The following is a 21650-nucleotide window of genomic DNA, read 5'->3' on the forward strand; positions in this document are numbered from 1 at the left end:
ATAACCTCGGCGTCGGAAAATGCGCGGTCTTTGTCCCTCCTTGGCCGAGTCCCCCCATGAGCCAACCCGAGCTGTCCGTCGTCGTCCCAGTATTCAACGAGCGCGACAACGTCGCGCCCCTGGTGGCCGAAATCACCGCTGCTTTGCGCGGCCGGTTGCCGTTCGAAATCGTCTACATCGACGATCATTCGCGCGATGACACCTTGGCCGTGCTGCAGGGCCTGAAGGCCACCACGCCGGAGCTGCGGGTGCTGCACCACGTCTCGCAGAGCGGGCAGAGCACCGCGGTACGTACCGGCGTCAAGCACGCGCGTGCACCGTGGATCGCCACCCTGGACGGTGATGGCCAGAACGATCCGGCCGACATCCCCAAGCTGCTGCAGGCCCGTGGTGCCGCCGATGCCCAGGTGAAGCTGTTCGCCGGCTGGCGCGTCAACCGCCAGGACAGCGGCAGCAAGCGCTGGGCCAGCAAGTGGGCCAACGCCATCCGCGCGCGCATGCTGCGCGATGACACCCCCGATACCGGCTGCGGCATCAAACTGTTCGAGCGCAACGCCTTCCTCGATCTGCCGTACTTCGATCACATGCATCGCTACCTGCCGGCCCTGATGCAGCGCGCCGGCTGGAAGACCGTCAGCGTGCCGGTCAACCATCGCCACCGCACTGCCGGCGTTTCCAAGTACAACAATCTCGGCCGCGCGCTGGTCGGCATCCGCGACCTGCGCGGCGTGGCATGGCTGATCACCCGCAGCAAGCGCACCGCGGTGGAGGAGCGTTGATGGATCTGGAGCTTCACTGGCTGGACCAGCCGCTGACCTGGCTGTACTGGACCGGCCTGCATGTGACCGGTTGGAAGCTGATCGGCTACACCGGCGCGCTGATGTTTGGCGGCCGCTGGCTGGTCCAGTTCGTCGCCTCCAAGCGCGCCGGCAAGCCGGTGATCCCGCGCCTGTTCTGGTACATGAGCGTGGTCGGCAGCCTGATGACGCTGAGCTACTTCCTGTTCTCGGCCAAGCAGGACTCGGTGGGCGTACTGCAGAACCTGTTCCCGGCGTTCACCGCGTTGTACAGCCTGCAGCTGGACATCAAGCACCGCGGCTGGAAGCGCGACAAGGCCAGCCACTGAAGCTCTGGTAGACGCCGACCTTGGTCGGCACCACCGCTGTGCATCAGTAGCGCCGGGCCATGCCCGGCGGCTGCGGGATGGCGGCCAACGTCGGCCGCGCTGCGCGCTCGCGGGGCATGGCCCCGCGCTACCGCGCGCCTTCGGCGCTGGGGGCCCGGCCTGCGGCCGGTTCCCGGCCCTGCCTGCGTTGCAGGCAGGACCTTCGTCCCATGCCATGCGCGGTGCGGGGTGCCATGATCGGGGTCTGCCTTCCCGGGAACCTGTGCTCGTGAAAACCCGTCTTGCCGTAGCCCTGCTGATCGCCCTGTCTGCCCCTGCCGTGGCCCTGGCCGCACCGCCCACCGCCACCGCGCCGGCCAGCGTGGCCACCGAATCGCCCGCCGACGCCGCCTTCCGCGCGCTGTACGAGAAGGAATGGAAGTGGCGCCAGGACGGCGGCGGCGAGGCCAGCGAGGACGAAGACGCCCCGGCCAACGCCACCCGCATGCCCGACGTCGGCGCGGCCGCGCAGCAGGCGCGCCTGAAGGTATGGGACGAGACCCTGGCCGCGCTGAAGAAGATCGACCCGAAGACCCTGTCGCCCGACAACCAGGTCAACTACGCGATCTACCGCGACCAGGTGTTCAACCTGGCCGAAGAAGTGCGCCTGCGCGGCTACGAGATGCCGTTCAACGCCGACTCCTCGTTCTGGTCCAACCTGTCCTTCATGGCCCGGCGCGAGATGAAGACCGTGCAGGACTACCAGAACTACATCGCGCGCCTGAATGATGTGCCGCGCTACTTCGACCAGCAGACGGACAACATGCGCGCCGGCCTGAAGCGCGGCTTCAGCGTGCCGCGTGCGGTGCTCGATGGCCGCGAGGTGTCCATCGCCACCGTCGCCGAACTGAAGGATCCGACCGAATCGCCGCTGTACGCGCCGTTCAAGAAGCTGCCCAACACCGTCCCGGCTGCCGAGCAGGCCAAGCTGCAGGCACAAGCCCGCGCGGCGATCAGCGGCAAGGTGGTGCCGGCGTTCCAGCAGCTGCGCACGTTCTTCGTCAATGAGTACGTGCCGCAGGCGCGTACCACCTTGGCCGCTGAAGCGATGCCCGACGGCAAGGCGTACTACAAGCAGCAGATCCACGAATACACCACGCTGGACCTGTCGCCGGACGAGATCCACCGCATCGGCCTGGATGAAGTGGCACGCATCCAGAAGGAAATGAACGACATCATCAAGCAGGTGAAGTTCAAGGGCAGCTTCGCCGAGTTCCTGACCTTCCTGCGTACCGACCCGCAGTTCTATGCCAGGACGCCGGAAGAACTGCTGTCGCGTGCCGCATGGATCTCCAAGCGCGCCGATGGCCAGCTCGGCAAGTACATGACATTGCCGCGCGCGCGCTTCACCATCGTGCCGGTGCCGCCGGACATCGCGCCGTTCTGGACCGCCGGCCGCGGTGGCATGGGCACCTATTGGCTCAACACCTACAACCTGCCGTCGCGCCCGCTGTACAACCTGCCAGCGTTGACCCTGCACGAATCCGATCCGGGCCACGCGCTGCAGGGCGCCATCGCCGCCGAGCAGAAGAACCTGCCGGAGTTCCGCCGCAATGCGTACATTTCCGCCTATGGCGAAGGCTGGGCGCTGTACTGCGAGAAGCTGGGTGTGGAAATGGGCATCTACGAAACCCCGTACGAGGATTTCGGTCGCCTGACCTACGAGATGTGGCGTGCCACGCGCCTGGTGATCGACACCGGCGTGCACAGCAAGGGCTGGAGCCGCGAGCAGGCGCTGGCCTACCTGCGTGACCACACGGCGCTGAGCGAGCACGAAGTGACCACCGAAGTGGACCGCTACATTTCCTGGCCGGGGCAGGCGCTGAGCTACAAGCTCGGCGAGATCGCCATCGTGCGCCTGCGTGCGCAGGCCGAGAAAGAACTGGGTGACAAGTTCGACATCAAAGGCTTCCACGACACGTTGCTGAAGCAGGGCTCGGTGCCGTTGCCGGTGCTGGAGCAGCAGATCCAGGCATACATCGCCGAACGCAAGAAGGCCTGACCGCTGTGTGGTCGGGTCAGAGCCCCGCCGGTGGCGGGGATCCGACCCGGGCGCGGGGTCGGATCCCTTTCCCACGGAAAGGGCTCCGCCCCCCCCAACCTCAGCCCACCGTCCGCACCTTCGCCACGCGCGCAGCAAAGGTCGGCAGCACCAGCAGGGTCAGCACCGTGGCGGTGATCAAGCCACCGATCACCACCGTCGCCAGCGGCTTCTGCACTTCCGCACCGGAACCACTGGCAATCGCCATCGGAATGAAGCCGACGATGGCCACCAGTGCGGTGGTCAGCACCGCGCGGATACGGCTGGACGCACCATTGATCGCGGCCATCATCGGCACGTCACCAGCGTCCAGGCGCTCGCGGATCGCCTGCATCAGCACCAGGCCGTTCAGCGTGGCCACGCCGGACACCGCGATGAAGCCCACCGCTGCCGATACCGAGAACGGCATGCCGCGCAGCAGCAGGGCGAGGATGCCGCCGACCAGTGCCAGCGGTACGCAGCTGAACACCAGGATCGCTTCCTTGCCGCTGCGCAGGGCCATGAACAGCAGGCTGCCGATCAGCAGGAACACCACCGGCACCACCGTGGCCAGGCGCTTTTCCGCGCGCTGCAGGTTCTCGAACTGGCCACCCCAGGTCAGGTAGGCACCCGGCGGCAGCGCCACCTCGGCCACGGCGGTCTGCGCCTCGCCAACGAAGCCGCCGAGATCGCGGCCACGCACGTTGGCCTGCACCACCACGCGGCGGCTGCCGTTGTTGCGGCTGATCTGGTTCGGCCCCTCGCTGACGCTGATGCGCGCGACCGAGGACAGCGGAATCACCACGCCGGCCGGTGTGGCGATCGGCAGCGAAGCCAGTTGATCCGGGTCGTTGCGTGCGCTGTCGTCCAGCCGCACCACCACGTCAAAGCGGCGGTCGCCCTCGAAGATCTTGCCGGCTGCCGTACCGCCGATGCCGGTGGACAGCGCATCGCTGACGTCTGCGGCGGTCAGCCCGTACTGCGCCGCTGCCACATGGTCGATCTTGACGTTGAGCGTGGGCAGGCCGGAAATCTGCTCCACCCGCACATCGGCCGCACCCTCCACCGCACGCAGTTTCAGCGCCACCTGGTCGGCCACCTTCTGCAGCTGGCTGAAATCATCGCCGAAGATCATCACCGCCAGATCGGTCCGCACGCCGGAAATCAGCTCGTTGAAGCGCAGTTCGATCGGCTGGCTGAACTCGAAGCTGTTACCCAGCTGCTGCCCGGCCAGCTTTTCGAAGCGAGCCACCAGTGCTTCCTTGCCCAGCTTCGGATCGGGCCAGTCCGCACGCGGCTTGAGCACGATCACGCTGTCGGAAATGTTGGTCGGCATCGGGTCGATCGCCGCTTCAGCGGTACCGGTACGCGAGAACACCGTTTCCACTTCCGGTTGCTGGGCAATCGCCTTTTCCAGCGCCAGCTGCATCGCCAGCGATTGCTCCAGTGAAGTGGACGGCACGCGCAGTGCCTGCATCGCCACGTTGCCTTCATCCAGGGTAGGCATGAACTCGCGGCCGAGCAGGCCGAACGAACCGATGCCCACCAGCAGCATCAAGCCCGCACCCGCCACCACCGATCGCGGCCGCGCGACGGCCTGGCGGATGATCGGCTCGATGCGCCCACGCAGCACGCGGATCAGCTTCGTTTCGTGCTCGCCATCATCGGTGTGTGCCTCACCTTCCTTCAGCTTCGGCTCGCGCACCATCAGTGCGGCCATCGCCGGCACGAAGGTGAAGGAGAAGAGGAAGGCACCCACCAGCGCCAGCATGAACGTGGCCGCCATCGGGTGGAACGTCTTGCCCTCCACGCCTTCCAGGGTGAGGATCGGCGCGAACACCAGCAGGATGATCAGCTGGCCGAACGCTGCCGGTCGCGCCATCCTGCGCGCCGAATCGGCCGCTACGCGCAGGCGTTCCATCGCGGTCAATGCACGGCCCAGTTCGGCACGGCGCTGGCCCAGCATCAGCAGCGTTGATTCGATCACGATCACCGCACCGTCCACCAGGATGCCGAAGTCCAGCGCACCCAGGCTCATCAGGTTGCCGCTGATGCCGAAGCGGTTCATGCCGATCACCGCGAACAGGAACGACAGCGGGATCACCAGTGCGGTGATCGTCGCTGCGCGCAGGTTGCCGAGCAGCAGGAACAGCACCACCACCACCAGCAGCGCGCCCTCGGTGAGGTTCTTGGCCACGGTCTTGATGGTGGAATTGACCAGCACGCTGCGGTCCAGCACCGGCGCTGCCACGATGTCGGTCGGCAGCGACTTGTTCACTTGTTCCAGGCGCGCGGCGGCGGCCTGGGCCACGGTGCGGCTGTTGCCGCCGGCGATCATCAGCGCGGTACCCAGCACGGCTTCATGGCCGTTGCGGCTGGCCGCGCCCAGGCGCGGTGCGCGGCTCAGTTCAACCTCGGCCACATCGGACACACGGACCACCACGCCGTTGCGGGTGGCCACCGGCGCCTGTGCCAGATCGTCGGTGGTCAGCGCCAGGCCATCGGCACGCACCACCAGGCCTTCGCCGGCGCGCTGCACGAAGCCGGCACCGGCCTGCACGTTGGAGCGCTGCAGGGCCGTCACCAGATCGGCCAGGCCCAGGCCATGCGCGGCCAACCGTGCGCTGTCCGGATGCACGCCGTATTCCTTCACGTAGCCACCGACGGTGTCCACGCCGGCCAACCCGGGGCTGGAACGCATCTGCGGCGCGATGATCCAGTCCTGCACGGTGCGCAGGTAGGTCGCGCGTTCTTCCGGCGTGCGCAGCAGATTGCCTTCCGGCGTGCGGTAGACCTCGCCGGCCTGCCAGCCGGCTTCGCCCGGCTTGGCCAGCTTCGCAGGGTCGAACGCGGTGAAGTCCACCGTCCACATCAACACCTCGCCGAGGCCGGTGGTGACCGGCGACAGCATCGGCGAGGCACCCTCGGGCAGCGCCTCGGCGGCCTCGCGCATGCGTTCGGCCACCTGCTGGCGGGCGAAGTAGATGTCGGTGGCGTCGGTGAAGATCGCGGTGACCTGCGAGAAGCCATTGCGCGACAGCGAACGGGTGGTGGTCAGGCCGGGGATGCCGGCCAGCGCGGTTTCCAGCGGATAGGTCACCTGCCGCTCGATCTGTTCGGGCGTCAGTGCCGGTGCCACGGTGTTGATCTGCACCTGGCGGTTGGTGATGTCCGGTACCGCATCGATCGGCAGCTTGCCGAGCTGGAACAGGCCCACGGCGGCAACGAGTGCAGCCAGGGCCACGACCAGCCAGCGGTGGCGTACCGCGGTTTCAATGATGAGCTTGAACATGGATGGTCCTCAGTGCCCGTGCTCGGCTTCGCCCTTGGCCAGTTCGGCCTTGAGCAGGAAAGCGTTGGCGCCGACGATGCGTTCGTTGCCGCTCAGGCCACCGAGGATCTCGATGCGGTCGCCGGCGCGTCGGCCGGCCAGCACCGGTTGCACCTTGAAGCCGCCCTCGACGGCGACGAACACCGCGCTGCTGCCATCCACGTTCTGCACGGCATCGGCCGGCACGCTCAGCGCGCCGTCCTTGCCGTCGGTGACCACCACCGCCGACACCGGCGAACCGGCCGGCGGCAATGCCGCATTGACCGGCGTGGCACGGATCACCGCCACGCCACCCTGCTGGCGCACATCGGCGGCAGAACCGGTGACGGTGGCACTGAAGCTGCCGCCCGGCACGGTCACTTCCAGCGTCATGCCCGGGCTGACCTGTGCGGCCAGCGCTGGCGGTGCGGTGAACACCAGCTCGTTCATCGACGGATCGGCGACGTCGGCCACCGGGCTGCCAGCTGCCACCACGCCACCGGGCGTCACCTGCACGTTGCCGACGATGCCGGCCACCGGGCTGGTGATGCGCACGCGGCCGCTGCTGTCGGGTGAACCGTTGGCGGCGGCCTGTGCCTGTGCGGCCGCGGCCTGCGCCTGTGCCGCCAGCGAGCGCGCGCGTGAGGTTTCCAGTTCCTGGCGGGCGACCACGCCCTGTTCGACCAGCGCCTTGTCACGGCCATGGGCCAGGCGCGCCGCCTCGGCTTCCGCAGCGGCGGCAACCGCATTGGCGCGGAACACCGCCGCCTCGCCGCTGACCACGATCGCCAGCGCCTGGTTCTGCTTCACTGCCGTGCCCGGTGCGACCAGCACGCGCTCCACGCGCCCGGTCACGGTGGAGGCGACCGATGCACGCGCGCCGATCGAAGGCTCCACCCGGCCGGACAGCCGCGTCGAACCGCCGCCGCCGCGGCCGACGGCAACCACGTCGATGCCGGAGGCCTTGATCTGCTCGGGCGTCAGTTGCACCACGCCTTCATCGGCGTCGGACACCTTGCTTGTTTCGGCCTTGGCTTCGGTGCTGTCAGCGGCATGACCATGGCCGTCGTCGGCCGCTGCCTTGCTGGCGGTATCCGATGCGTCCGGGGTCTGTGCGTTGCCGGAGCAGCCGGCCAGCAATACGGTCAGCAGCAGGCCACCCACCAGGGGGAATGAGCGGGACAGGTTCATCGGGCCTCCACAAAAGGTGCGCGCCCTTCGAGGCGGGCAAGATCGATTTCCGCGCCGACGCGGGACAGACGCGCGTCCACAGCGGTGCCGCGGGCGGCGATGAGGGCGCTGCGGGTACTGCGCAGTTCCAGCTGCGAGATGCGTCCGGCGTCGAAGCCGACGCGGGCCAGGCGATAGGCCTCCTCGGCGGCGACCACGCTTTCGTCGGCCGCGCGGGTGCGGCTGCCGGCGGCCTTCAGGCCCGCCACCGCCGACAACCGTTCCGCTTCGCTGTCGCGGCGCTGCTGGTCCAGCCGCGCCTCGGCCGCGCGCTGTTCGGCACTGGCGGCGCGGATGCCACCACGGTTGCGGTCGAACAACGGGATCGAGAGGCTGACGCCGAGCGTGTAGGCCTGCTCGCGGTCCTCGCGGAAACGCGTCTGCGCGGCCGTGACGCTGAGGTCGGGCAGGGCACGCTTGCGCTCGACATCGACCAGGCGACCGGCCGCATCAACTTCGGCTTCGGCGACACGCACGGCCAGTGCTACATCGATGGCACCACGCGGTGCCGGCGGTGCGCGGTCGAGCAGGCTGCTGTCGATGGTCTGCACCGGTGCATCCAGCATTGCCGCACCAGCCAGGCGGGCCAGTGCGGCATCGCGGAAGGCCTGCGCCTCATCCAGCGCGGCGCTGGCATTGGCCACCTCGCTTTGTGCCTGCACCGCGCGCAACTGCGGCTCGCGGCCATGCTTGACCATGGCGGTGACCGCTGCCGCATCATCGCGGGTGAGGGTCAGCGCTTCGTCGGCCAGGGTGTAACGACGCAGGGCGCTTTCCGCCTGTGCGTAGATCGCCGCCAGCTGGCTGGCGACATCGCTGCGGCTCTGCGAACCACGCAGGGCAGCGGCCTGTGCCTCGGCGCGGGCGGCGCGGACGCGCGCGCCGCGCTGGCCCCAGACCTCCAAAGGCTGGGACAGGGTAAGTACGGTGTCGGCCCTGCCCATGCCGCCGTAGGAGCCCGTGCCCCAGGCGTTTTCGGCGGACCAGGAAAGGGAGGGGTTGGGCAGCGCCCGGGCCTGGTCGGCGCGGGCGTCGGCCGCCTCGGCCAATGCCGCGCCGACGCGGGTGCCGGGCAGCTGGTCGAGACGTTCAAGCAGGGTGTCGTACGAAGGTGCGGCTTGTGCGGCGACCTGTGCGGCGGGGATCAGGCCCAGCAGCACGGCGACGACCAGCCCGGTCGCGCGCGGCGACCGACGTGTCAGGATCGACATAGGGGGATTCCGGTTGTGAGTGAAACGGGAGCCCGCTATTGCGGGACGCGCTCAACTCACGCCCGGGGAGGACGTGCCAGTTCGTCCTGGGCGACCGCATAGGTCGCCGCGTCACCTGCATTCATCCAGCGCGCCGGTTGCGGCGTGCCAAAGGCGGCGAAGGTGCTCGCCGGCAGGCTCAGGTTGGAGTGGTGGCAGTGGTTGTGACTGCAGGCACCGGTGTGCTTGCCATCGTTGTCACTGTCACCGTCGGGCTCTTCGGCAGCCGACTCCACATGCACCACGGTGCTGTCGTGCGGTTCCACCGCGCACGCCAGAACATCGGCCACCGGCACGACCACGAACGCCGCCATCAGCAGCATCAGCAGGTACGAACGAAGGTGGCGGGCGATCCGGCGCATGGAGGGGAGGCTAGCAAGCGGTTTTCGGTGGATACAATATCAATGGGCACCTCGGGAATTCGTCGGAACCTCCCGTTCAGGTGCGCCGCGCACGGGACTTCTGCTCTGGTAGGTGCCGACCTTGGTCGACACGCCTTCCGGCCCGTGGGGTGGGACACCGGGATGCGCTTCTGTAGAGCCGAGCCCATGCTCGGCTGCTTTCGCGTGGTCAGCCGAGCATGGCTCGGCTCTACAGTGACGGTCACGGCAGCTTCGCGATCACCTTGATCTCGAACTGGAAGCCATACAGCCAGGTCACGCCGATACCGGTCAGGGTCGGGTGCGGTGCTTCGCCCCAGTACTCCGGCACGATCGCCCAGGCCCTCTCGAAATTCCTTTCCGGATCGACCAGGAACACGGTCACGTCGACCACGTCGTCGAACGTGCAGCCGGCCGCGGCCAGCACGGCGTTGAGATTGTCGAAGGCGCGGCGCACCTGGCTCTCGAAGTCCGGCTCGGGCGAGCCGTCCTCGCGGCTGCCGACCTGGCCGGAGACGAACAGGAAGCCATTGGATCGAATGGCCGGCGAGTAGCGATTGCGCTCGTACAGCGCCTGCCGGCCGGCGGGAAAGACGACATCACGGTGGGACATAAGAAGGATTCCAGAGGGGGGGAGACCATCCTCCCCGCTGCCGCTGTCTGGATAAACCGCGATGATGCGCCTAGATTGATTGGTAATTCCAAATAATCAGGGCCGCTGACATGGACCGCTTCGAGGCGATGCGGGCCTTCGCCCGGGTGGTGGAGACCGGCAGCTTCACCCGCGCCGCGCACACCCTGCAGCTCAGCCGCACCACGGTCACCCAGTTGGTGCAGCAGCTGGAGGCACATCTGCGGCTGCGGCTGCTCAACCGCACCACGCGCCGGGTCAGTGTCACCGCCGATGGCGCGGCGTATTACCCGCGCATCGTGCGCCTGCTGGCCGAGCTGGAGGAGGTCGAGGGCGGCCTGGGCGATGCCGCCGCACAACCGCGCGGTCGCCTGCGCATCGATGTGCCCGGACCGTATGCGCGGCTGCGGCTGGTGCCGGCGCTGCCCGGTTTCCAGGCGCACTATCCGGAGATCCAGCTAGAGGTGGGGGTCAGCGACCGCGAGGTCGATGTGATCGCCGACAACGTCGACTGCGTGATCCGCGGCGGAACCCCGGCCGACCCGGCCTTGGTGGCGCGGCCGTTGGCGAGCCTGCCGATCGGCTTTCATGCCAGCCCAGGCTATGTGCAGCAGTTCGGTGCGCCGGACCACCCGCGCGCGCTGCAAGGGCCGGACCACCACACGGTCGGTTTCCTCAGCCCGCGCAGTGGCCGTGCCCGCGTGTTCACCGCGCAGCGCGGTGCCGAGCGCATCGAGGTGCAGGGGCGCTATTCCATCGGCTTCGATGATGGCAATGCCTATCTGGCGGCGGGTCTGGCCGGCCTCGGCGTGGTCGCGCTGCCCAGCTACATGGCCGAACCGCACGTGGCGCGCGGTGAACTGCTGCCGGTGCTGCACGACTGGCAGCTGCCGCCGATGCCGATGCACGTCATGTTCCCGCCGAACCGGCACATGAGCCAGCGGCTGCGCGTGTTCATTGATTGGGTGGTGGAGGCGTTGGGCTGAGCCACCGCTCGATCGCCGTCACGCCGCGTGCCACACCATCCTCGTTCGCCATTGCAGCGCCCAGCGAGGCTGCACGCGCGCGCGTATCCGCATGCTCGGCGAACGCCAGTGCATCGGCCAACGCCTGCGGCTGCAACCGTTTGGGTGACAGTGGCGCAGGCGCTACGCCCAGCCGCTGCAGGCGATCGGCCCAGAAAAACTGGTCGGCGGCGAACGGCATCACCATCGACGGTATGCCGGCGCGACAGGCCGAATGCGTGGTGCCGCTGCCACCATGATGGATCGCCAGCGCGCAGCGCGGCAGCAAGGCTTCATGCGGGGTGGGTCCGATCACAAATACCGTGTCGGGCAACGCCATGTCGGGCACGCCGACCCAACCGGGGAACAGCAGCACGCGGCGCGGTGCCAGCGCCGACAACAGTGCCGGCAGCACGCGTTCGCGGTCGAAGCCGGTCATGCTGCCAAAGCCCAGGTAGACCGGCGGTGGCCCGGCATCGAGGAAGGCCTGTAGTTCGGCTGACGGCTGCCACGGCGCTGCCGGTGCCGACCACTGGCCGCACACGATGTGGTCGGCCGGCCAGTCCGAAGGCGGTGCCAGCAGCTGCGGCGAGACGCCGTACAGCATCGGCAGGCCGGTCCACAGCGAGCGTCGTGGCGGCTGCCCGGCGTGCTGGCGGGCCGCGTTGATCGGGCCGCGGAACTGCCGCCAGATCAGGCCGTTGACCAGCCCGTAACTGGCCCGGTTCAACCATCCCGGTGAGCGCCCGGGTGGCAGGAAGGGCGAACGGAATGCGCGCGTCGGCGTCAGCGGAATCATGCCGGCGCCGATCACCGGAAGACCACGACGTTCACCGACGCTCATGCCGACGAACGCCGCCAGGCCGCCGGTCAGGATCGCATCGCAGCCGTCGGCTGCAGCATCGGCCTGGCGCATCCAGCCGGCGACGTGCTGCAGCGCCATCCGCGCTAATCCGGTGCTGGCGGCGGCCACGCCGTTGCCGCGTGAGACCAGCGCCACCACTTCATCGTGGATGTCGCCTTCCAGCGCGGCGTGCGGGACGCCCATTGTTTTCGCGCTGCCCAGAGTGCCGCCATCGGCCAGCAGCATGACCTCGTGGCCGGCCGCGATCAGCCCGTGGCAGAGCATGACCAGCGGGCGCGTATCGCCTTCGGTGCCGTAGGTGAGGGCCAGCAATCGCATTGGAAGCTCCGCAGTGAGGCGCCAGTATGCCGGGATCACACCGCGCGTCCCTGCGCTCCCGCTGGCGCACGGCATGGGACAATCCAGCATCATCTGCCCCCGCTGCACGGGGCGCGCGCAACAGGATCCAGCACCGCATGACCGCACTCCCTTCACTACCGTCCGTTGTCTCCTGCCTGCGTGTTGCTGCTCACAGGTGTGCGGCATGAGCCGCGTCGTTGCGCTGGATACCGAAACCACCGGCATCTCGCATCGTTTGGGCCACCGGGTGATTGAAATCGGGGCGGTGGAACTGATCGATGGGCAGCTCAGCGGCCGCCAGTTCCACACGTATCTGCAGCCGCAGCGCAAAGTGGACTGGGGCGCGCAGCGCGTGCACGGCATCAGCGACGCGATGCTGGTGGGCAAGCCGCTGTTCGCGAGCAAGGCCGCCGAGCTGCTGGAGTTTCTGCGTGGCAGCGAGATGGTCGCGCACAACGCTACCTTCGACGTCGGCTTCCTCGACAACGAGCTGCGCCTGGCCGGCATCGCCGATGGGCTGGCCCAGCACTGCCGCGTGACCTGCAGCCTGAAGCTGGCCCGCAACCGGTGGCCCGGCATGCCCAACAAGCTCGACGATGTGCTGCAGCGCCTGCGTATTCCCGGCACCCGCGGCCTGCATGGCGCACTGAAGGATGCGCACCTGCTGGCCCAGGTGGTGCCACACCTGCGTTGAGCTGGCCCTGTCGCTGTTGTAGAGCCGAGCCGACGCTCGGCTGCTTCTCCCCGTATGACCCGGCCGAGCGTGGGCTTGGCCCTACAAGGGCCCCCGTCGCCGTGTTCAGCCTTGCCCTGTGGGTAAGTTGCGCAAGGTCTTGATTGCGTGCATAATGCGCGGCTCGCTGTGTCCGGTTTCGTACCGGGCGGCGCCCCCGGGAGCACGTCCCCGGCCGCCCAACGCCAGCGTAACCCTTTGATTCTCTTGACGTGTGGTGGGCAACCATCGAGGCCGCCGTCTCCCGGGCTACGGGCTGACACAACTTACTATCGAGGTGCGCCATGTCCCGCGTATGCCAGGTTTCCGGCAAGCGAGTGCAGACGGGTAACAACGTCTCGCACGCCAACAACAAGACCCGTCGTCGTTTCCTGCCGAATCTGCACGAGCGCCGCTTCTGGGTTGCCAGCGAGAACCGCTGGGTGAAGCTTCGTGTTTCCGCGCATGCACTGCGCACCATCGACAAGAACGGTATCGATTCCGTTCTGGCTGAGCTGCGTGCGCGCGGCGAAAAGGTCTGAGGAGTAGACGATCATGGCAGGCAAGCGCGATAAGGTCCGTATGATTTCGACCGCTGGTACCGGTCACTTCTACACGACCGACAAGAACAAGAAGAACACCCCGGGGAAGATGGAATTCTCCAAGTACGATCCGGTCGTGCGCAAGCACGTCCCGTACAAGGAAGGCAAGATCAAGTAATCCGCAAGGATTGCTGATTGCCTCCTAAGAAACCCGCCCTCGTGGCGGGTTTTTTTGTGGCTCCCCGCCCCCGGTAGGTGTCGACCTTGGTCGACACGTTCCGACCCCGGTGGGTGCCGACCGTTGGTCGGCACGCTTGGCGCGGCTCGACTCCACCCACCCCGCTGGGCAGAATGGCCCATCACCCTCCCGACGGGCGCGCCTGATGCTGTTCGAGTGGTTGCTGGGTTCGTATCTGCTGCTGATCGACTGGCTGATCCGGCTGGTGGCGCTGTGCTGGATCCCCACCCGCACCACGCCGGGCGCGGCGCGCAGCTGGCTGCTGCTGGTCGGCTTCGTGCCGCTGCTGGGCCTGCCGCTGTACCTGCTGTTTGGCCATCCGTGGCTGTCGCGCGAGCGCATCCGCCGGCAGGCCGAGGCCTCGCAGGTGATCCGCGAGGAACAGGCGCTGCAGCGCCGCCTGCGCTGGACGCCGCAGCCCGATTCGGCCAGCGCCGAAGTGGTGCCGCTGGTGCAGCGCCAGGGCGATTTCATGCCGGTGCACGGCAACGCGATCGACCTGCTGACCGACTACGACGAATCACTGCACAACCTGATCGCCGATATCGACCAGGCCCAGGACCGGGTGCACCTGCTGTACTACCTGATGTTCGATGACACGGTGGGCGAGGCCATCGTCGAAGCCCTGCAGCGCGCCGCAGCGCGTGGCGTGCAGTGCCGGGTGCTGCTGGACGCGGTGGGCGCCAAGCGCGGCCTGCGTGCGTACAGCAAGCGGCTGCGATCACGTGACGTCGAAGTGCGCGCGATGCTGCCCGGTGGCCTTCGCTGGCGCCGCAGCGGACGCATGGACCTGCGCAACCATCGCAAGATCGCGGTGATCGACAACGAAGTGGGCTATGTCGGGTCGCAGAACCTGGCGCGGCCTGAATTCGTGGCCGGCCACCCCAACCGCGAACTGGTGGCGCGCGTACGCGGTCCGGCGGTGGCGCACCTTGAAGCGGTGTTCGCCAGCGACTGGTACATCGAAACCGGGCAGCGCCTGGACGTCATCGCCGACGTGCCGGTGTGCAGCGAGGACATCGCCACCCAGCTGCTGCCCAGCGGCCCGGCCTACCCCTACAGCAACGCGCGCGATGCGGTGGCCGCGCTGATCCATCTTGCCCGGCGGCGGCTGGTGATGGTGACGCCGTACTTCGTGCCCGACGAAGCGACGTTGAGCGCACTGCGCATCGCTGCACTGTCCGGCGTGCAGGTGCAGCTGATCCTGTCGGCCAGCAACAACCAGCGGCTGACCTCATGGGCGCAGGAAGCCTACTACGACGAGCTGCTGCGCTGCGGGGTGCAGATCGCGCTGTACGAGCCGCAGTTCCTGCATGCCAAGCACATGAGCGTGGACGAGGACATCGCCGTTCTCGGTTCGATCAACATGGATATCCGCTCGTTCGCGCTGAATGCCGAAATCGGCCTGATCTGCTACGACCGTCAACTGGTCACGCAGTTGTGCGCCATCGAGGACGACTATCTGCGACAGTCGCGCCTGCTGGACCTGGAGCAGTGGCGCAAGCGCCCAGCGTGGCTGCGCAGCCGCGAAGGCATCGCACGGCTGGCCGATGCGCTGATGTAGGCCGGCGCCAGCCGGGCAGGGTCGATGGCCTACAATCGGCGCATGACTGATTCACCGCGTAATGGCGAACTGGACCTGGCGATCATCGGTGGTGGTGCGGCCGGGGTGCTGGTGGCGATCCAGGTGTTGCGCCAGGCCCGGGCGCCGCTGGCGCTGGCCATCTTCGAGCCGGCCTCGCAGCTGGCACAGGGCATCGCCTATGCCACGCCGTGGCCGGAGCACCTGCTGAACGTGCCGGCGGCGAAGATGAGCGCCTTCCCCGACCAGCCCGGCGACTTCCTCGATTACCTGATGGCCGCCAACGCCTACCCGGGCGAGGCGCGCGAGGTGCTGGGCGAACGTTACGTGTGCCGCCATTACTTCGCCGCCTATCTGCAGCGGCGCCTGCGCGAGGCTGAAGCGGCCAGCGCAGCGCGATTGCAGGTCATCGCCCAACCGGTGCTGGCGCTGCATGCCGATGACCACGGTTACCAATTGCAGCTGGGCGATGGCCGAACGCTGCATGCAGCGCAGGCGGTGATCGCTACAGGCAACAGCATGCGGCCGCTGCCGGTGGACGGCGCCAATGCGCTGCTCGCCGATGACGTGGTCGAAGCCTGGGATTACGACGGCGTGCGCACGCTGGCCGGTGGCCATGCACTGGCCATCGTCGGCTCCGGGCTGAGCATGGCCGACACCGTACTGGCGCTGGCGGCCGCAGGTCACAGCGGGCCGCTGCACGTGATCTCGCGCCATGGCTTGCTGCCGTTGCCGCATGCACATGGTGGCCAGCCGGCGTTCGACCCGCAGGAGCTGCTGCCGATGACCCTGCGCCAGCGTCTGCGCGCACTGCGCCAGCACGCACGGCAGGCTCAGGCCGATGGCATCCCGTGGCAGGGCGTGATGGACCGCATCCGTCCGCACGGCCAGGCACTTTGGCTCAGTCTGGGCGAAGCCGACCAGCGTCGCTTCCTGCGCCACGTGGTGCGCTACTGGGACGTACACCGCCACCGCATCGCTGAACCGGTGGCCGAGCAGTTGCAGGCGCTGCAGGCCAGCGGCCAGCTGCGCGTCCACCGCGCCCGCCTGCAACGCGTGTGGCGCGACGGGGACGCCCTGTGGCTGTCGGGTCGCGAGGCGGGCGGCGGCAATGTGCAGTGGACGATCGGTGCGGTGGTCAACGCCACGGGCGTGGAAACCCGCGCCTCGGCGCTGCGCAACCCCTTGCTGCAGCAGCTGCAGGCCGATGGACTGGCCCGTCCCGGCCCGCATGGGCTGGGCCTGGACAGCAGTGTGCCGGGCGACCGGCTGTGCGCAGCGGGCGGCCAGCCGCAGGCGCGTCTGGGGGTGCTCGGCAGCCTGCGCATCGGCAACCTGTGGGAAAGCCTGGCGGTGCCTGAACTGCGTCAGCAGGCACAGGCACTGGCCGCACAGGTGGTCGCAGGAGCTGCGACGTCGATGCCGTAAAATGGAGGCATGGATGTCTCCCACTTGCTTGATGGCCTGAACCCGGCCCAGCGCGAAGCCGTCTCCGCTCCCCTCGGTCACCACCTGGTGCTGGCCGGTGCCGGGTCGGGCAAGACGCGCGTACTCACCCACCGCATTGCCTGGCTGCATGAAGTCGAAGGCGTGCCGACCCACGGCATTTTCGCGGTGACCTTCACCAACAAGGCCGCTGGCGAGATGCGCCATCGCATCGACGCACAGCTGCAGCATGGCAGCCGCGGCATGTGGATCGGCACCTTCCACGGCCTGGCCAACCGCCTGCTGCGCCTGCACTGGCAGGACGCCAAGCTGCCGGAAAGCTTCCAGGTGATGGATTCGGACGATCAGCTGCGGCTGGTCAAGCGCGTGGTACAGGCGCTGGAGCTGGATGACGGCAAGTACCCGCCCAAGCAGATTGCCTGGTGGATCAACGCGCAGAAGGATGAGGGCCGCCGCCCGCAGCACATCCAGCCCGAGCCGAACGACGCGTGGCTGGAAACCATGCGCCAGGCGTATGCCGAGTACCAGGCGCGCTGCGACCGTGCCGGCCTGGTCGATTTCGCCGAGCTGCTGCTGCGCGCGCACGAACTGCTGCGCGACAATCCGCCGTTGCTGTCGCATTACCGTGCGCGGTTCCGCGAGATCCTGGTGGACGAATTCCAGGATACCAACGCCATCCAGTACGCCTTCGTGCGCGTGCTGGCCGGGCATGAGGGCCACGTGTTCGTGGTCGGCGACGATGACCAGGCCATCTATGGCTGGCGCGGCGCCAAGGTCGAGAACGTTCAGGGCTTCCTGCGCGATTTCCCAGGCGCGCAGACCATCCGCCTGGAACAGAACTATCGCTCCACCGCCAACATCCTCAACGCCGCCAACGCGGTGATCGCGCACAACCCTGACCGCATCGGCAAGCAGCTGTGGACCGACAGCGGCGACGGCGATCCGATCGACCTGTACGCGGCGTACAACGAGATGGACGAGGCGCGCTACATCGTCGAGCGCGCGCGGCAGTGGGTGCGCGACGGTGGCAGCTACACCGAAGTGGCCGTGCTCTACCGCAGCAACGCGCAGTCACGCGCGCTGGAAGAAGCGCTGCTGAGCGAACAGGTGCCGTACCGCGTGTACGGGGGCATGCGCTTCTTCGAGCGCGCCGAAGTGAAGGATGCGCTGGCGTACCTGCGCCTGCTGTCCAACCGCAACGACGACGCTGCATTCGAGCGCGCGGTGAACACGCCCACGCGTGGCATCGGTGACCGCACGCTGGACGAAGTGCGCCGCGAAGCACGCACCCAGGGCATCTCGCTGTGGGAAGCCACCATGCTGGTGACCCAGGGCAGTGCATTGGCGGCGCGTGCGCGCAACGCGCTGGCCGGCTTCCTGGTGCTGGTCAATGAACTGCAGGCGCAGACCCTGCAGATGACCTTGGCCGAGCGCGTGGACCATGTCCTGGTGCGCTCGCAGCTGCGCGAGCACTGGAGCAAGGAAAGCCGCAACGCGCTGGATTCGGAATCGCGCACCGACAACCTCGACGAACTGGTGTCGGTGGCCTCGCGCTTCGTGCGCCGTGCCGACGACATCGAGGAAGTGGGCGAGGACATGGACGAGCTGGTCGCGTTCCTGGCCTATGCCGCGCTGGAAGCTGGTGAAGGCCAGGCGCAGGCGGGCGAGGAGGGCGTGCAGCTGATGACGCTGCACTCGGCCAAGGGCCTGGAATTCCCGCTGGTGCTCCTGGCCGGCGTGGAAGAGGGCCTGTTCCCCAGCGCACGGTCGCTGGAAGAAAGCGGGCGGCTGGAGGAAGAGCGTCGGCTGGCCTACGTCGGCATCACCCGCGCGCGACAGAAACTGGTGCTGAGCTACGCCGAATCGCGGCGCATCCACGGCCAGGACAACTACAGCCTGCCGTCGCGCTTCCTGCGCGAGATTCCGCGCGAGCTGCTGCATGAAGTGCGTCCGAAGGTGCAGGTCTCGCGACCGGCCTCGATGGGCGCAAGCCGGGTGATGGGTCACGCCGCCATCGAAGCGCCGCCGATCAAGCTGGGCGCGCTGGTCAACCATCCCAAGTTCGGCGAAGGCATGGTGACCGACTACGAAGGCAACGGCGCCCACGCACGCGTGCAGATCGAGTTCGCCGACGCCGGCAGCAAGTGGCTGGTGATGGCGTATGCCAACCTGACGGTGATCTGATCACCGTCGGGGTCGGATCCCTCCCGAAGGGCGGGCTCTGACCCCAACGCGGGAAAACTCAGCCGAGCATAGGCCCGGCCTTACAACGGCAGCTGGCCGTCAGTCGGTGGTGAACGTCTCCACTGCCGCCACCAGCCGAGCACGGTCCATCACCTCTTCGTCCTGCCGGTTGCGGATCAGCACGTAGTTGCCTTCCTCCGGCGACAGCACCTCGATCACCTCGCTGCGATAATTGGTGATCTCGATGAAGCCATCGCTCACTCCGCTAAGGTTGTCGATCTCGGCTATTAATGTCTCCAGGCTCACGATGGCGCCGTCTTTGTCCGTTCCGCCGCCAGTGCGGGGATTGTCGAAGTACACGCTTATCTTCGGTTGCCTGGTCCTATGCCAGTTGTCGACGTCAACGATGTGATGTGTGGACCACTTGAAATCCTCTGCTGATTCCTCGCCGGTGAACTCACACCGGAAGATTGGCAGGCACAGGAACAGACCTGTGCGCTTCTCGATACGGTTCAGAAGCCCGTGATAGGTGCTGGGAACCGCCATCGCATGGGTAAACCCGTAGGCGCTGGGTGGAATCTCGAAGATCGTTGGCCCATCATGTGAAAGACGGTGCGGTGCGTTCAGCACAACGCTGGCGGCGAATTCCGGATCATCGACATTCTTGGACGCGATCGCGAGGTCATGTCCCTTGGCATTCCTCATGCAGCAATAGAGTACGTACGTCGCGACTACGTACTTGCTGAAGTAGCAGCCGTAGACTTCGGCCACCTCTCCGAACGTCGTTAACAGGTCATCCTTGGTGATCATGGGCATCTGGACGGTGGAAAAGCCCATGATGGCCTTTCGAGTGTTTTCCGGCCATGCAACTTGTCCGAATGTACCTGAGTGGGGTCAGAGCCCTTTTCCGTTGGAAAAGGGGTCCGACCCCGATACGCTGCGGGCATGACCCGCAACGTGCTCTTCCTCTGCAGCCAGAATCGTCTGCGCAGCCCTACGGCCGAGCAGGTGTTCGCCGATTGGCCGGGTGTCGAAACCGCCTCGGCCGGGTTGCTCGCCGACGCCGAGGAAGTGCTCAGCACCGAGCTGCTGCAGTGGGCCGACCTGGTGTTCGTGATGGAGCGGGCACACCGCAACCGGCTGTCCAGCCGCTACAAGCCTTGGCTGAAGGGCAAGCGCGTGATCTGCCTGGATATCCCGGACGACTACGAGTATATGGACCCGGTGCTGGTGGAGCTGCTGAAACGGAAAGTGCCGCCGTTCCTGCGCTGACCGCCAGCTCTGTAGAGCCGAGCCATGCTCGGCTGCTTCTGGCGGGAAAAGCAGCCGAGCATGGCTCGGCTCTACTAGAAGGGCAGAGCGTCAGTCCTGCGCCTTTGAACCGGTGGCCGCATCCTGTTCGGACATGGATTGCTGCAGGCTGCTGGTGAAGCTCTTCACCGCGCGTTCCAGTGCGATCTCCCAGTTCTCCCGCGAGGCTACCTGGAAGATGTTTGCGCCATGGCCGGTAGCCGTGAAGGTGCGTGTCTGCCCATCCTTGCGCGCCGTCACCTGTACCGCGATGTCTGCAAGCATCTGCTGGGTGTACGTCGCTGCGCGCCAAACATTCACCGGAGAACTTACCGAAAGATCGGTCAGCGTAGCCTCCAGGCGCGTGCACGATGCATCACAATTGTCGGCGGTCCGATAGCCCATGTTGCGCAGGGCCTGGATCATGATCTCGCGGGCCTTGTCCGAGGCCGTGGACGTTTCCAGTTCCACCAGTACACCATTGCCAGCACGGATGACACCGCCGATGTTCTTCGCGCGCGCGGCCGATTGCACCTGCGGGAAGTACTGGGGGCGGTTGTCGCGCACCGGCGCCACCACCACCACCGGACCCTGTTCCGGATTCACCCGGATATCGGGCACATTCACGCGCACCACTTCGGTGCGGATGCCGCAGCCGGTGAGCAACAGCAGCAGTGCCAGCGTAATGATCGACTTCATGTATTCCCCCTGTTGGAATGGTGTCCTTGCGCCGCGCATTATCGCTTGCATATCGCCTGAAAGGACGGGGCGCCGACGCCGCAAAGCAGCCGGGCACGGCGCGGCTCTACAATAGCGGCCACATCTCCCAGGAACGCCCTCATGACCGAGCCCACGCTGCATGTCACCGTGAAGTTGAACGCCAGGCTGCAGCCCGAGCATCGCCATGAGCTGTTCGAGGATCCGCTCGATGCGCTGCTGCAGGCGGCCGAGCTGGGTGGGATCACCGGAGGCGGTACCGCGATGTCCGACCAAGGCGAAGTCGAATACGGCGATATCGAAGTGGCGCTGGTCGACGCCACGGGCGTGCCGAAGCTGGTCGACCTGCTGGAGCAGCTGGGTGCACCGAAGGGCTCGCAGATACAGGGCGCAGGCGAGGCCGATCGCAGCTTCGGCGTGACCGAGGGCCTGGGCATCTACCTCGACGGCCTGACCTTGCCGGACGAGGTGTACGAGCAGTGCGATTCGAACCATGTGTTCGAACAGCTGTCCGAGCGCATCGATGGCCTGGGCGAGATCTGCAGCTGGTGGCAGGGGCCGAGCGAGACCGCGCTGTACATGTATGGCCAGTCGTTCGAGGCGATGCGTGATGCGATCGCTGATTTCGTCGGCAGCTACCCGCTGTGCCAGAACGCACGCGTGGTGCAGATCGCCTGAGCGTAGGCCTCTACCGGTAGGTGCCAACCTTGGTTGGCACGATGTCGTCGGTCGCGGAGAGCAGCCG

The 21650-nt window shown here is 67.2% G+C and carries 20 protein-coding genes; 12 read left to right on the forward strand and 8 right to left on the reverse strand.

Going from position 1 to position 21650, the window contains the following annotated elements:
- The first annotated feature begins 56 nt into the window (after positions 1-56).
- The 3 genes from MRBLST15_RS16890 to MRBLST15_RS16900 all read left to right on the forward strand — a co-directional run bounded on the left by MRBLST15_RS16890 (position 57) and on the right by MRBLST15_RS16900 (position 3167).
- A complete protein-coding gene (locus MRBLST15_RS16890) occupies positions 57-779 on the forward strand; it encodes a glycosyltransferase family 2 protein (protein WP_180164907.1) in 723 nt (240 codons plus the stop codon).
- Positions 779-1126 (forward strand): lipid-A-disaccharide synthase N-terminal domain-containing protein, encoded by a 348-nt coding sequence (locus MRBLST15_RS16895; protein ID WP_025878793.1) that lies wholly within the window; start codon positions 779-781, stop codon positions 1124-1126. The genes MRBLST15_RS16890 and MRBLST15_RS16895 overlap by 1 nt, the downstream gene beginning before the upstream one ends.
- A 268-nt stretch (positions 1127-1394) precedes the next feature.
- Positions 1395-3167: a DUF885 domain-containing protein gene (locus tag MRBLST15_RS16900; RefSeq protein ID WP_367786920.1), complete on the forward strand. Its 1773-nt coding sequence runs from the start codon at positions 1395-1397 to the stop codon at positions 3165-3167.
- 100 nt (positions 3168-3267) lie between these two features.
- On the opposite strand, the gene MRBLST15_RS16905 is transcribed toward MRBLST15_RS16900, so the two are convergent.
- The 5 genes from MRBLST15_RS16905 to MRBLST15_RS16925 all read right to left on the reverse strand — a co-directional run bounded on the left by MRBLST15_RS16905 (position 3268) and on the right by MRBLST15_RS16925 (position 9968).
- On the reverse strand, positions 3268-6477 hold the full coding sequence (locus tag MRBLST15_RS16905) for an efflux RND transporter permease subunit (protein ID WP_265951010.1): 3210 nt from the start codon (positions 6475-6477) through the stop codon (positions 3268-3270).
- 9 nt (positions 6478-6486) lie between these two features.
- Complete coding sequence (locus MRBLST15_RS16910) at positions 6487-7686, reverse strand: efflux RND transporter periplasmic adaptor subunit (RefSeq protein WP_367786922.1); 1200 nt, start codon at positions 7684-7686, stop codon at positions 6487-6489.
- Positions 7683-8936: a TolC family protein gene (locus tag MRBLST15_RS16915; protein ID WP_367786924.1), complete on the reverse strand. Its 1254-nt coding sequence runs from the start codon at positions 8934-8936 to the stop codon at positions 7683-7685. The genes MRBLST15_RS16910 and MRBLST15_RS16915 overlap by 4 nt, the downstream gene beginning before the upstream one ends.
- Positions 8937-8992: 56 nt before the next feature.
- On the reverse strand, positions 8993-9337 hold the full coding sequence (locus tag MRBLST15_RS16920) for a hypothetical protein (protein WP_165378463.1): 345 nt from the start codon (positions 9335-9337) through the stop codon (positions 8993-8995).
- A gap of 241 nt (positions 9338-9578) precedes the next feature.
- Positions 9579-9968 carry a RidA family protein gene (locus tag MRBLST15_RS16925; protein ID WP_367786926.1) on the reverse strand — a complete coding sequence of 130 codons (390 nt, stop codon included), beginning with the start codon at positions 9966-9968 and terminating at the stop codon, positions 9579-9581.
- Between the two features lie 110 nt (positions 9969-10078).
- Between MRBLST15_RS16925 and MRBLST15_RS16930 the strand changes: the two genes are divergently transcribed.
- A complete protein-coding gene (locus tag MRBLST15_RS16930; RefSeq protein WP_367786927.1) occupies positions 10079-10972 on the forward strand; it encodes a LysR family transcriptional regulator in 894 nt (297 codons plus the stop codon).
- Here the strand turns inward: MRBLST15_RS16930 and MRBLST15_RS16935 are convergent.
- The gene (locus MRBLST15_RS16935; protein WP_367786928.1) at positions 10941-12173 is read right to left on the reverse strand and encodes a glycosyltransferase; all 1233 of its coding nucleotides are present in this window, start codon (positions 12171-12173) and stop codon (positions 10941-10943) included. The genes MRBLST15_RS16930 and MRBLST15_RS16935 overlap by 32 nt on opposite strands.
- Before the next feature lie 205 nt (positions 12174-12378).
- Between MRBLST15_RS16935 and dnaQ the strand changes: the two genes are divergently transcribed.
- The 6 genes from dnaQ (at position 12379) to uvrD (ending at position 18898) form a co-directional block, all read left to right on the forward strand.
- On the forward strand, positions 12379-12888 hold the full coding sequence (gene dnaQ / locus MRBLST15_RS16940) for a DNA polymerase III subunit epsilon (RefSeq protein WP_089237855.1): 510 nt from the start codon (positions 12379-12381) through the stop codon (positions 12886-12888).
- A gap of 323 nt (positions 12889-13211) precedes the next feature.
- Positions 13212-13448: a 50S ribosomal protein L28 gene (gene rpmB, locus MRBLST15_RS16945; RefSeq protein ID WP_005411638.1), complete on the forward strand. Its 237-nt coding sequence runs from the start codon at positions 13212-13214 to the stop codon at positions 13446-13448.
- Positions 13449-13458: 10 nt separating this feature from the next.
- Positions 13459-13626 carry a 50S ribosomal protein L33 gene (gene rpmG / locus MRBLST15_RS16950; RefSeq protein ID WP_170272460.1) on the forward strand — a complete coding sequence of 56 codons (168 nt, stop codon included), beginning with the start codon at positions 13459-13461 and terminating at the stop codon, positions 13624-13626.
- A gap of 205 nt (positions 13627-13831) precedes the next feature.
- On the forward strand, positions 13832-15250 hold the full coding sequence (cls, locus tag MRBLST15_RS16955) for a cardiolipin synthase (protein WP_340571080.1): 1419 nt from the start codon (positions 13832-13834) through the stop codon (positions 15248-15250).
- A gap of 24 nt (positions 15251-15274) precedes the next feature.
- Positions 15275-16696: an FAD/NAD(P)-binding protein gene (locus tag MRBLST15_RS16960; RefSeq protein WP_367786931.1), complete on the forward strand. Its 1422-nt coding sequence runs from the start codon at positions 15275-15277 to the stop codon at positions 16694-16696.
- Between the two features lie 9 nt (positions 16697-16705).
- Entirely contained in the window at positions 16706-18898 is a 2193-nt protein-coding gene (gene uvrD, locus MRBLST15_RS16965; RefSeq protein ID WP_367786933.1) for a DNA helicase II, read from the forward strand.
- A gap of 99 nt (positions 18899-18997) precedes the next feature.
- On the opposite strand, the gene MRBLST15_RS16970 is transcribed toward uvrD, so the two are convergent.
- A complete protein-coding gene (locus tag MRBLST15_RS16970) occupies positions 18998-19735 on the reverse strand; it encodes a hypothetical protein (RefSeq protein WP_367786935.1) in 738 nt (245 codons plus the stop codon).
- Positions 19736-19843: 108 nt separating this feature from the next.
- On the opposite strand from MRBLST15_RS16970, the gene MRBLST15_RS16975 reads away from it, so the two are divergent.
- Positions 19844-20170, forward strand: a complete 327-nt coding sequence (locus tag MRBLST15_RS16975; RefSeq protein WP_367786937.1) for a low molecular weight protein tyrosine phosphatase family protein — start codon at positions 19844-19846, stop codon at positions 20168-20170.
- Between the two features lie 90 nt (positions 20171-20260).
- On the opposite strand, the gene MRBLST15_RS16980 is transcribed toward MRBLST15_RS16975, so the two are convergent.
- Positions 20261-20887, reverse strand: coding sequence for a hypothetical protein (locus MRBLST15_RS16980; RefSeq protein WP_367786939.1), 627 nt, complete (start codon positions 20885-20887; stop codon positions 20261-20263).
- Positions 20888-21028: 141 nt separating this feature from the next.
- On the opposite strand from MRBLST15_RS16980, the gene MRBLST15_RS16985 reads away from it, so the two are divergent.
- A complete protein-coding gene (locus tag MRBLST15_RS16985) occupies positions 21029-21583 on the forward strand; it encodes a hypothetical protein (RefSeq protein ID WP_367786941.1) in 555 nt (184 codons plus the stop codon).
- Positions 21584-21650: the final 67 nt, after the last annotated feature.

Source organism: Stenotrophomonas sp. LST15-1-1.1, from assembly GCF_040815575.1.
Taxonomy (GTDB): Bacteria; Pseudomonadota; Gammaproteobacteria; order Xanthomonadales; family Xanthomonadaceae; genus Stenotrophomonas; species Stenotrophomonas lactitubi_B.

Coding starts and splice junctions, on each gene's coding strand:
- MRBLST15_RS16890 (WP_180164907.1), top strand. CDS start 57: ATGAGCCAACCCGAGCTGTCCGTCGTCGTCCCAGTATTCAACGAGCGC.
- MRBLST15_RS16895 (WP_025878793.1), top strand. CDS start 779: ATGGATCTGGAGCTTCACTGGCTGGACCAGCCGCTGACCTGGCTGTAC.
- MRBLST15_RS16905 (WP_265951010.1), bottom strand. CDS start 6,477: ATGTTCAAGCTCATCATTGAAACCGCGGTACGCCACCGCTGGCTGGTC.
- MRBLST15_RS16910 (WP_367786922.1), bottom strand. CDS start 7,686: ATGAACCTGTCCCGCTCATTCCCCCTGGTGGGTGGCCTGCTGCTGACC.
- MRBLST15_RS16915 (WP_367786924.1), bottom strand. CDS start 8,936: ATGTCGATCCTGACACGTCGGTCGCCGCGCGCGACCGGGCTGGTCGTC.
- MRBLST15_RS16920 (WP_165378463.1), bottom strand. CDS start 9,337: ATGCGCCGGATCGCCCGCCACCTTCGTTCGTACCTGCTGATGCTGCTG.
- MRBLST15_RS16925 (WP_367786926.1), bottom strand. CDS start 9,968: ATGTCCCACCGTGATGTCGTCTTTCCCGCCGGCCGGCAGGCGCTGTAC.
- MRBLST15_RS16930 (WP_367786927.1), top strand. CDS start 10,079: ATGGACCGCTTCGAGGCGATGCGGGCCTTCGCCCGGGTGGTGGAGACC.
- MRBLST15_RS16935 (WP_367786928.1), bottom strand. CDS start 12,173: ATGCGATTGCTGGCCCTCACCTACGGCACCGAAGGCGATACGCGCCCG.
- dnaQ (WP_089237855.1), top strand. CDS start 12,379: ATGAGCCGCGTCGTTGCGCTGGATACCGAAACCACCGGCATCTCGCAT.
- rpmB (WP_005411638.1), top strand. CDS start 13,212: ATGTCCCGCGTATGCCAGGTTTCCGGCAAGCGAGTGCAGACGGGTAAC.
- cls (WP_340571080.1), top strand. CDS start 13,832: ATGCTGTTCGAGTGGTTGCTGGGTTCGTATCTGCTGCTGATCGACTGG.
- MRBLST15_RS16960 (WP_367786931.1), top strand. CDS start 15,275: ATGGCCTACAATCGGCGCATGACTGATTCACCGCGTAATGGCGAACTG.
- uvrD (WP_367786933.1), top strand. CDS start 16,706: ATGGATGTCTCCCACTTGCTTGATGGCCTGAACCCGGCCCAGCGCGAA.
- MRBLST15_RS16970 (WP_367786935.1), bottom strand. CDS start 19,735: ATGGGCTTTTCCACCGTCCAGATGCCCATGATCACCAAGGATGACCTG.
- MRBLST15_RS16975 (WP_367786937.1), top strand. CDS start 19,844: ATGACCCGCAACGTGCTCTTCCTCTGCAGCCAGAATCGTCTGCGCAGC.
- MRBLST15_RS16980 (WP_367786939.1), bottom strand. CDS start 20,887: ATGAAGTCGATCATTACGCTGGCACTGCTGCTGTTGCTCACCGGCTGC.
- MRBLST15_RS16985 (WP_367786941.1), top strand. CDS start 21,029: ATGACCGAGCCCACGCTGCATGTCACCGTGAAGTTGAACGCCAGGCTG.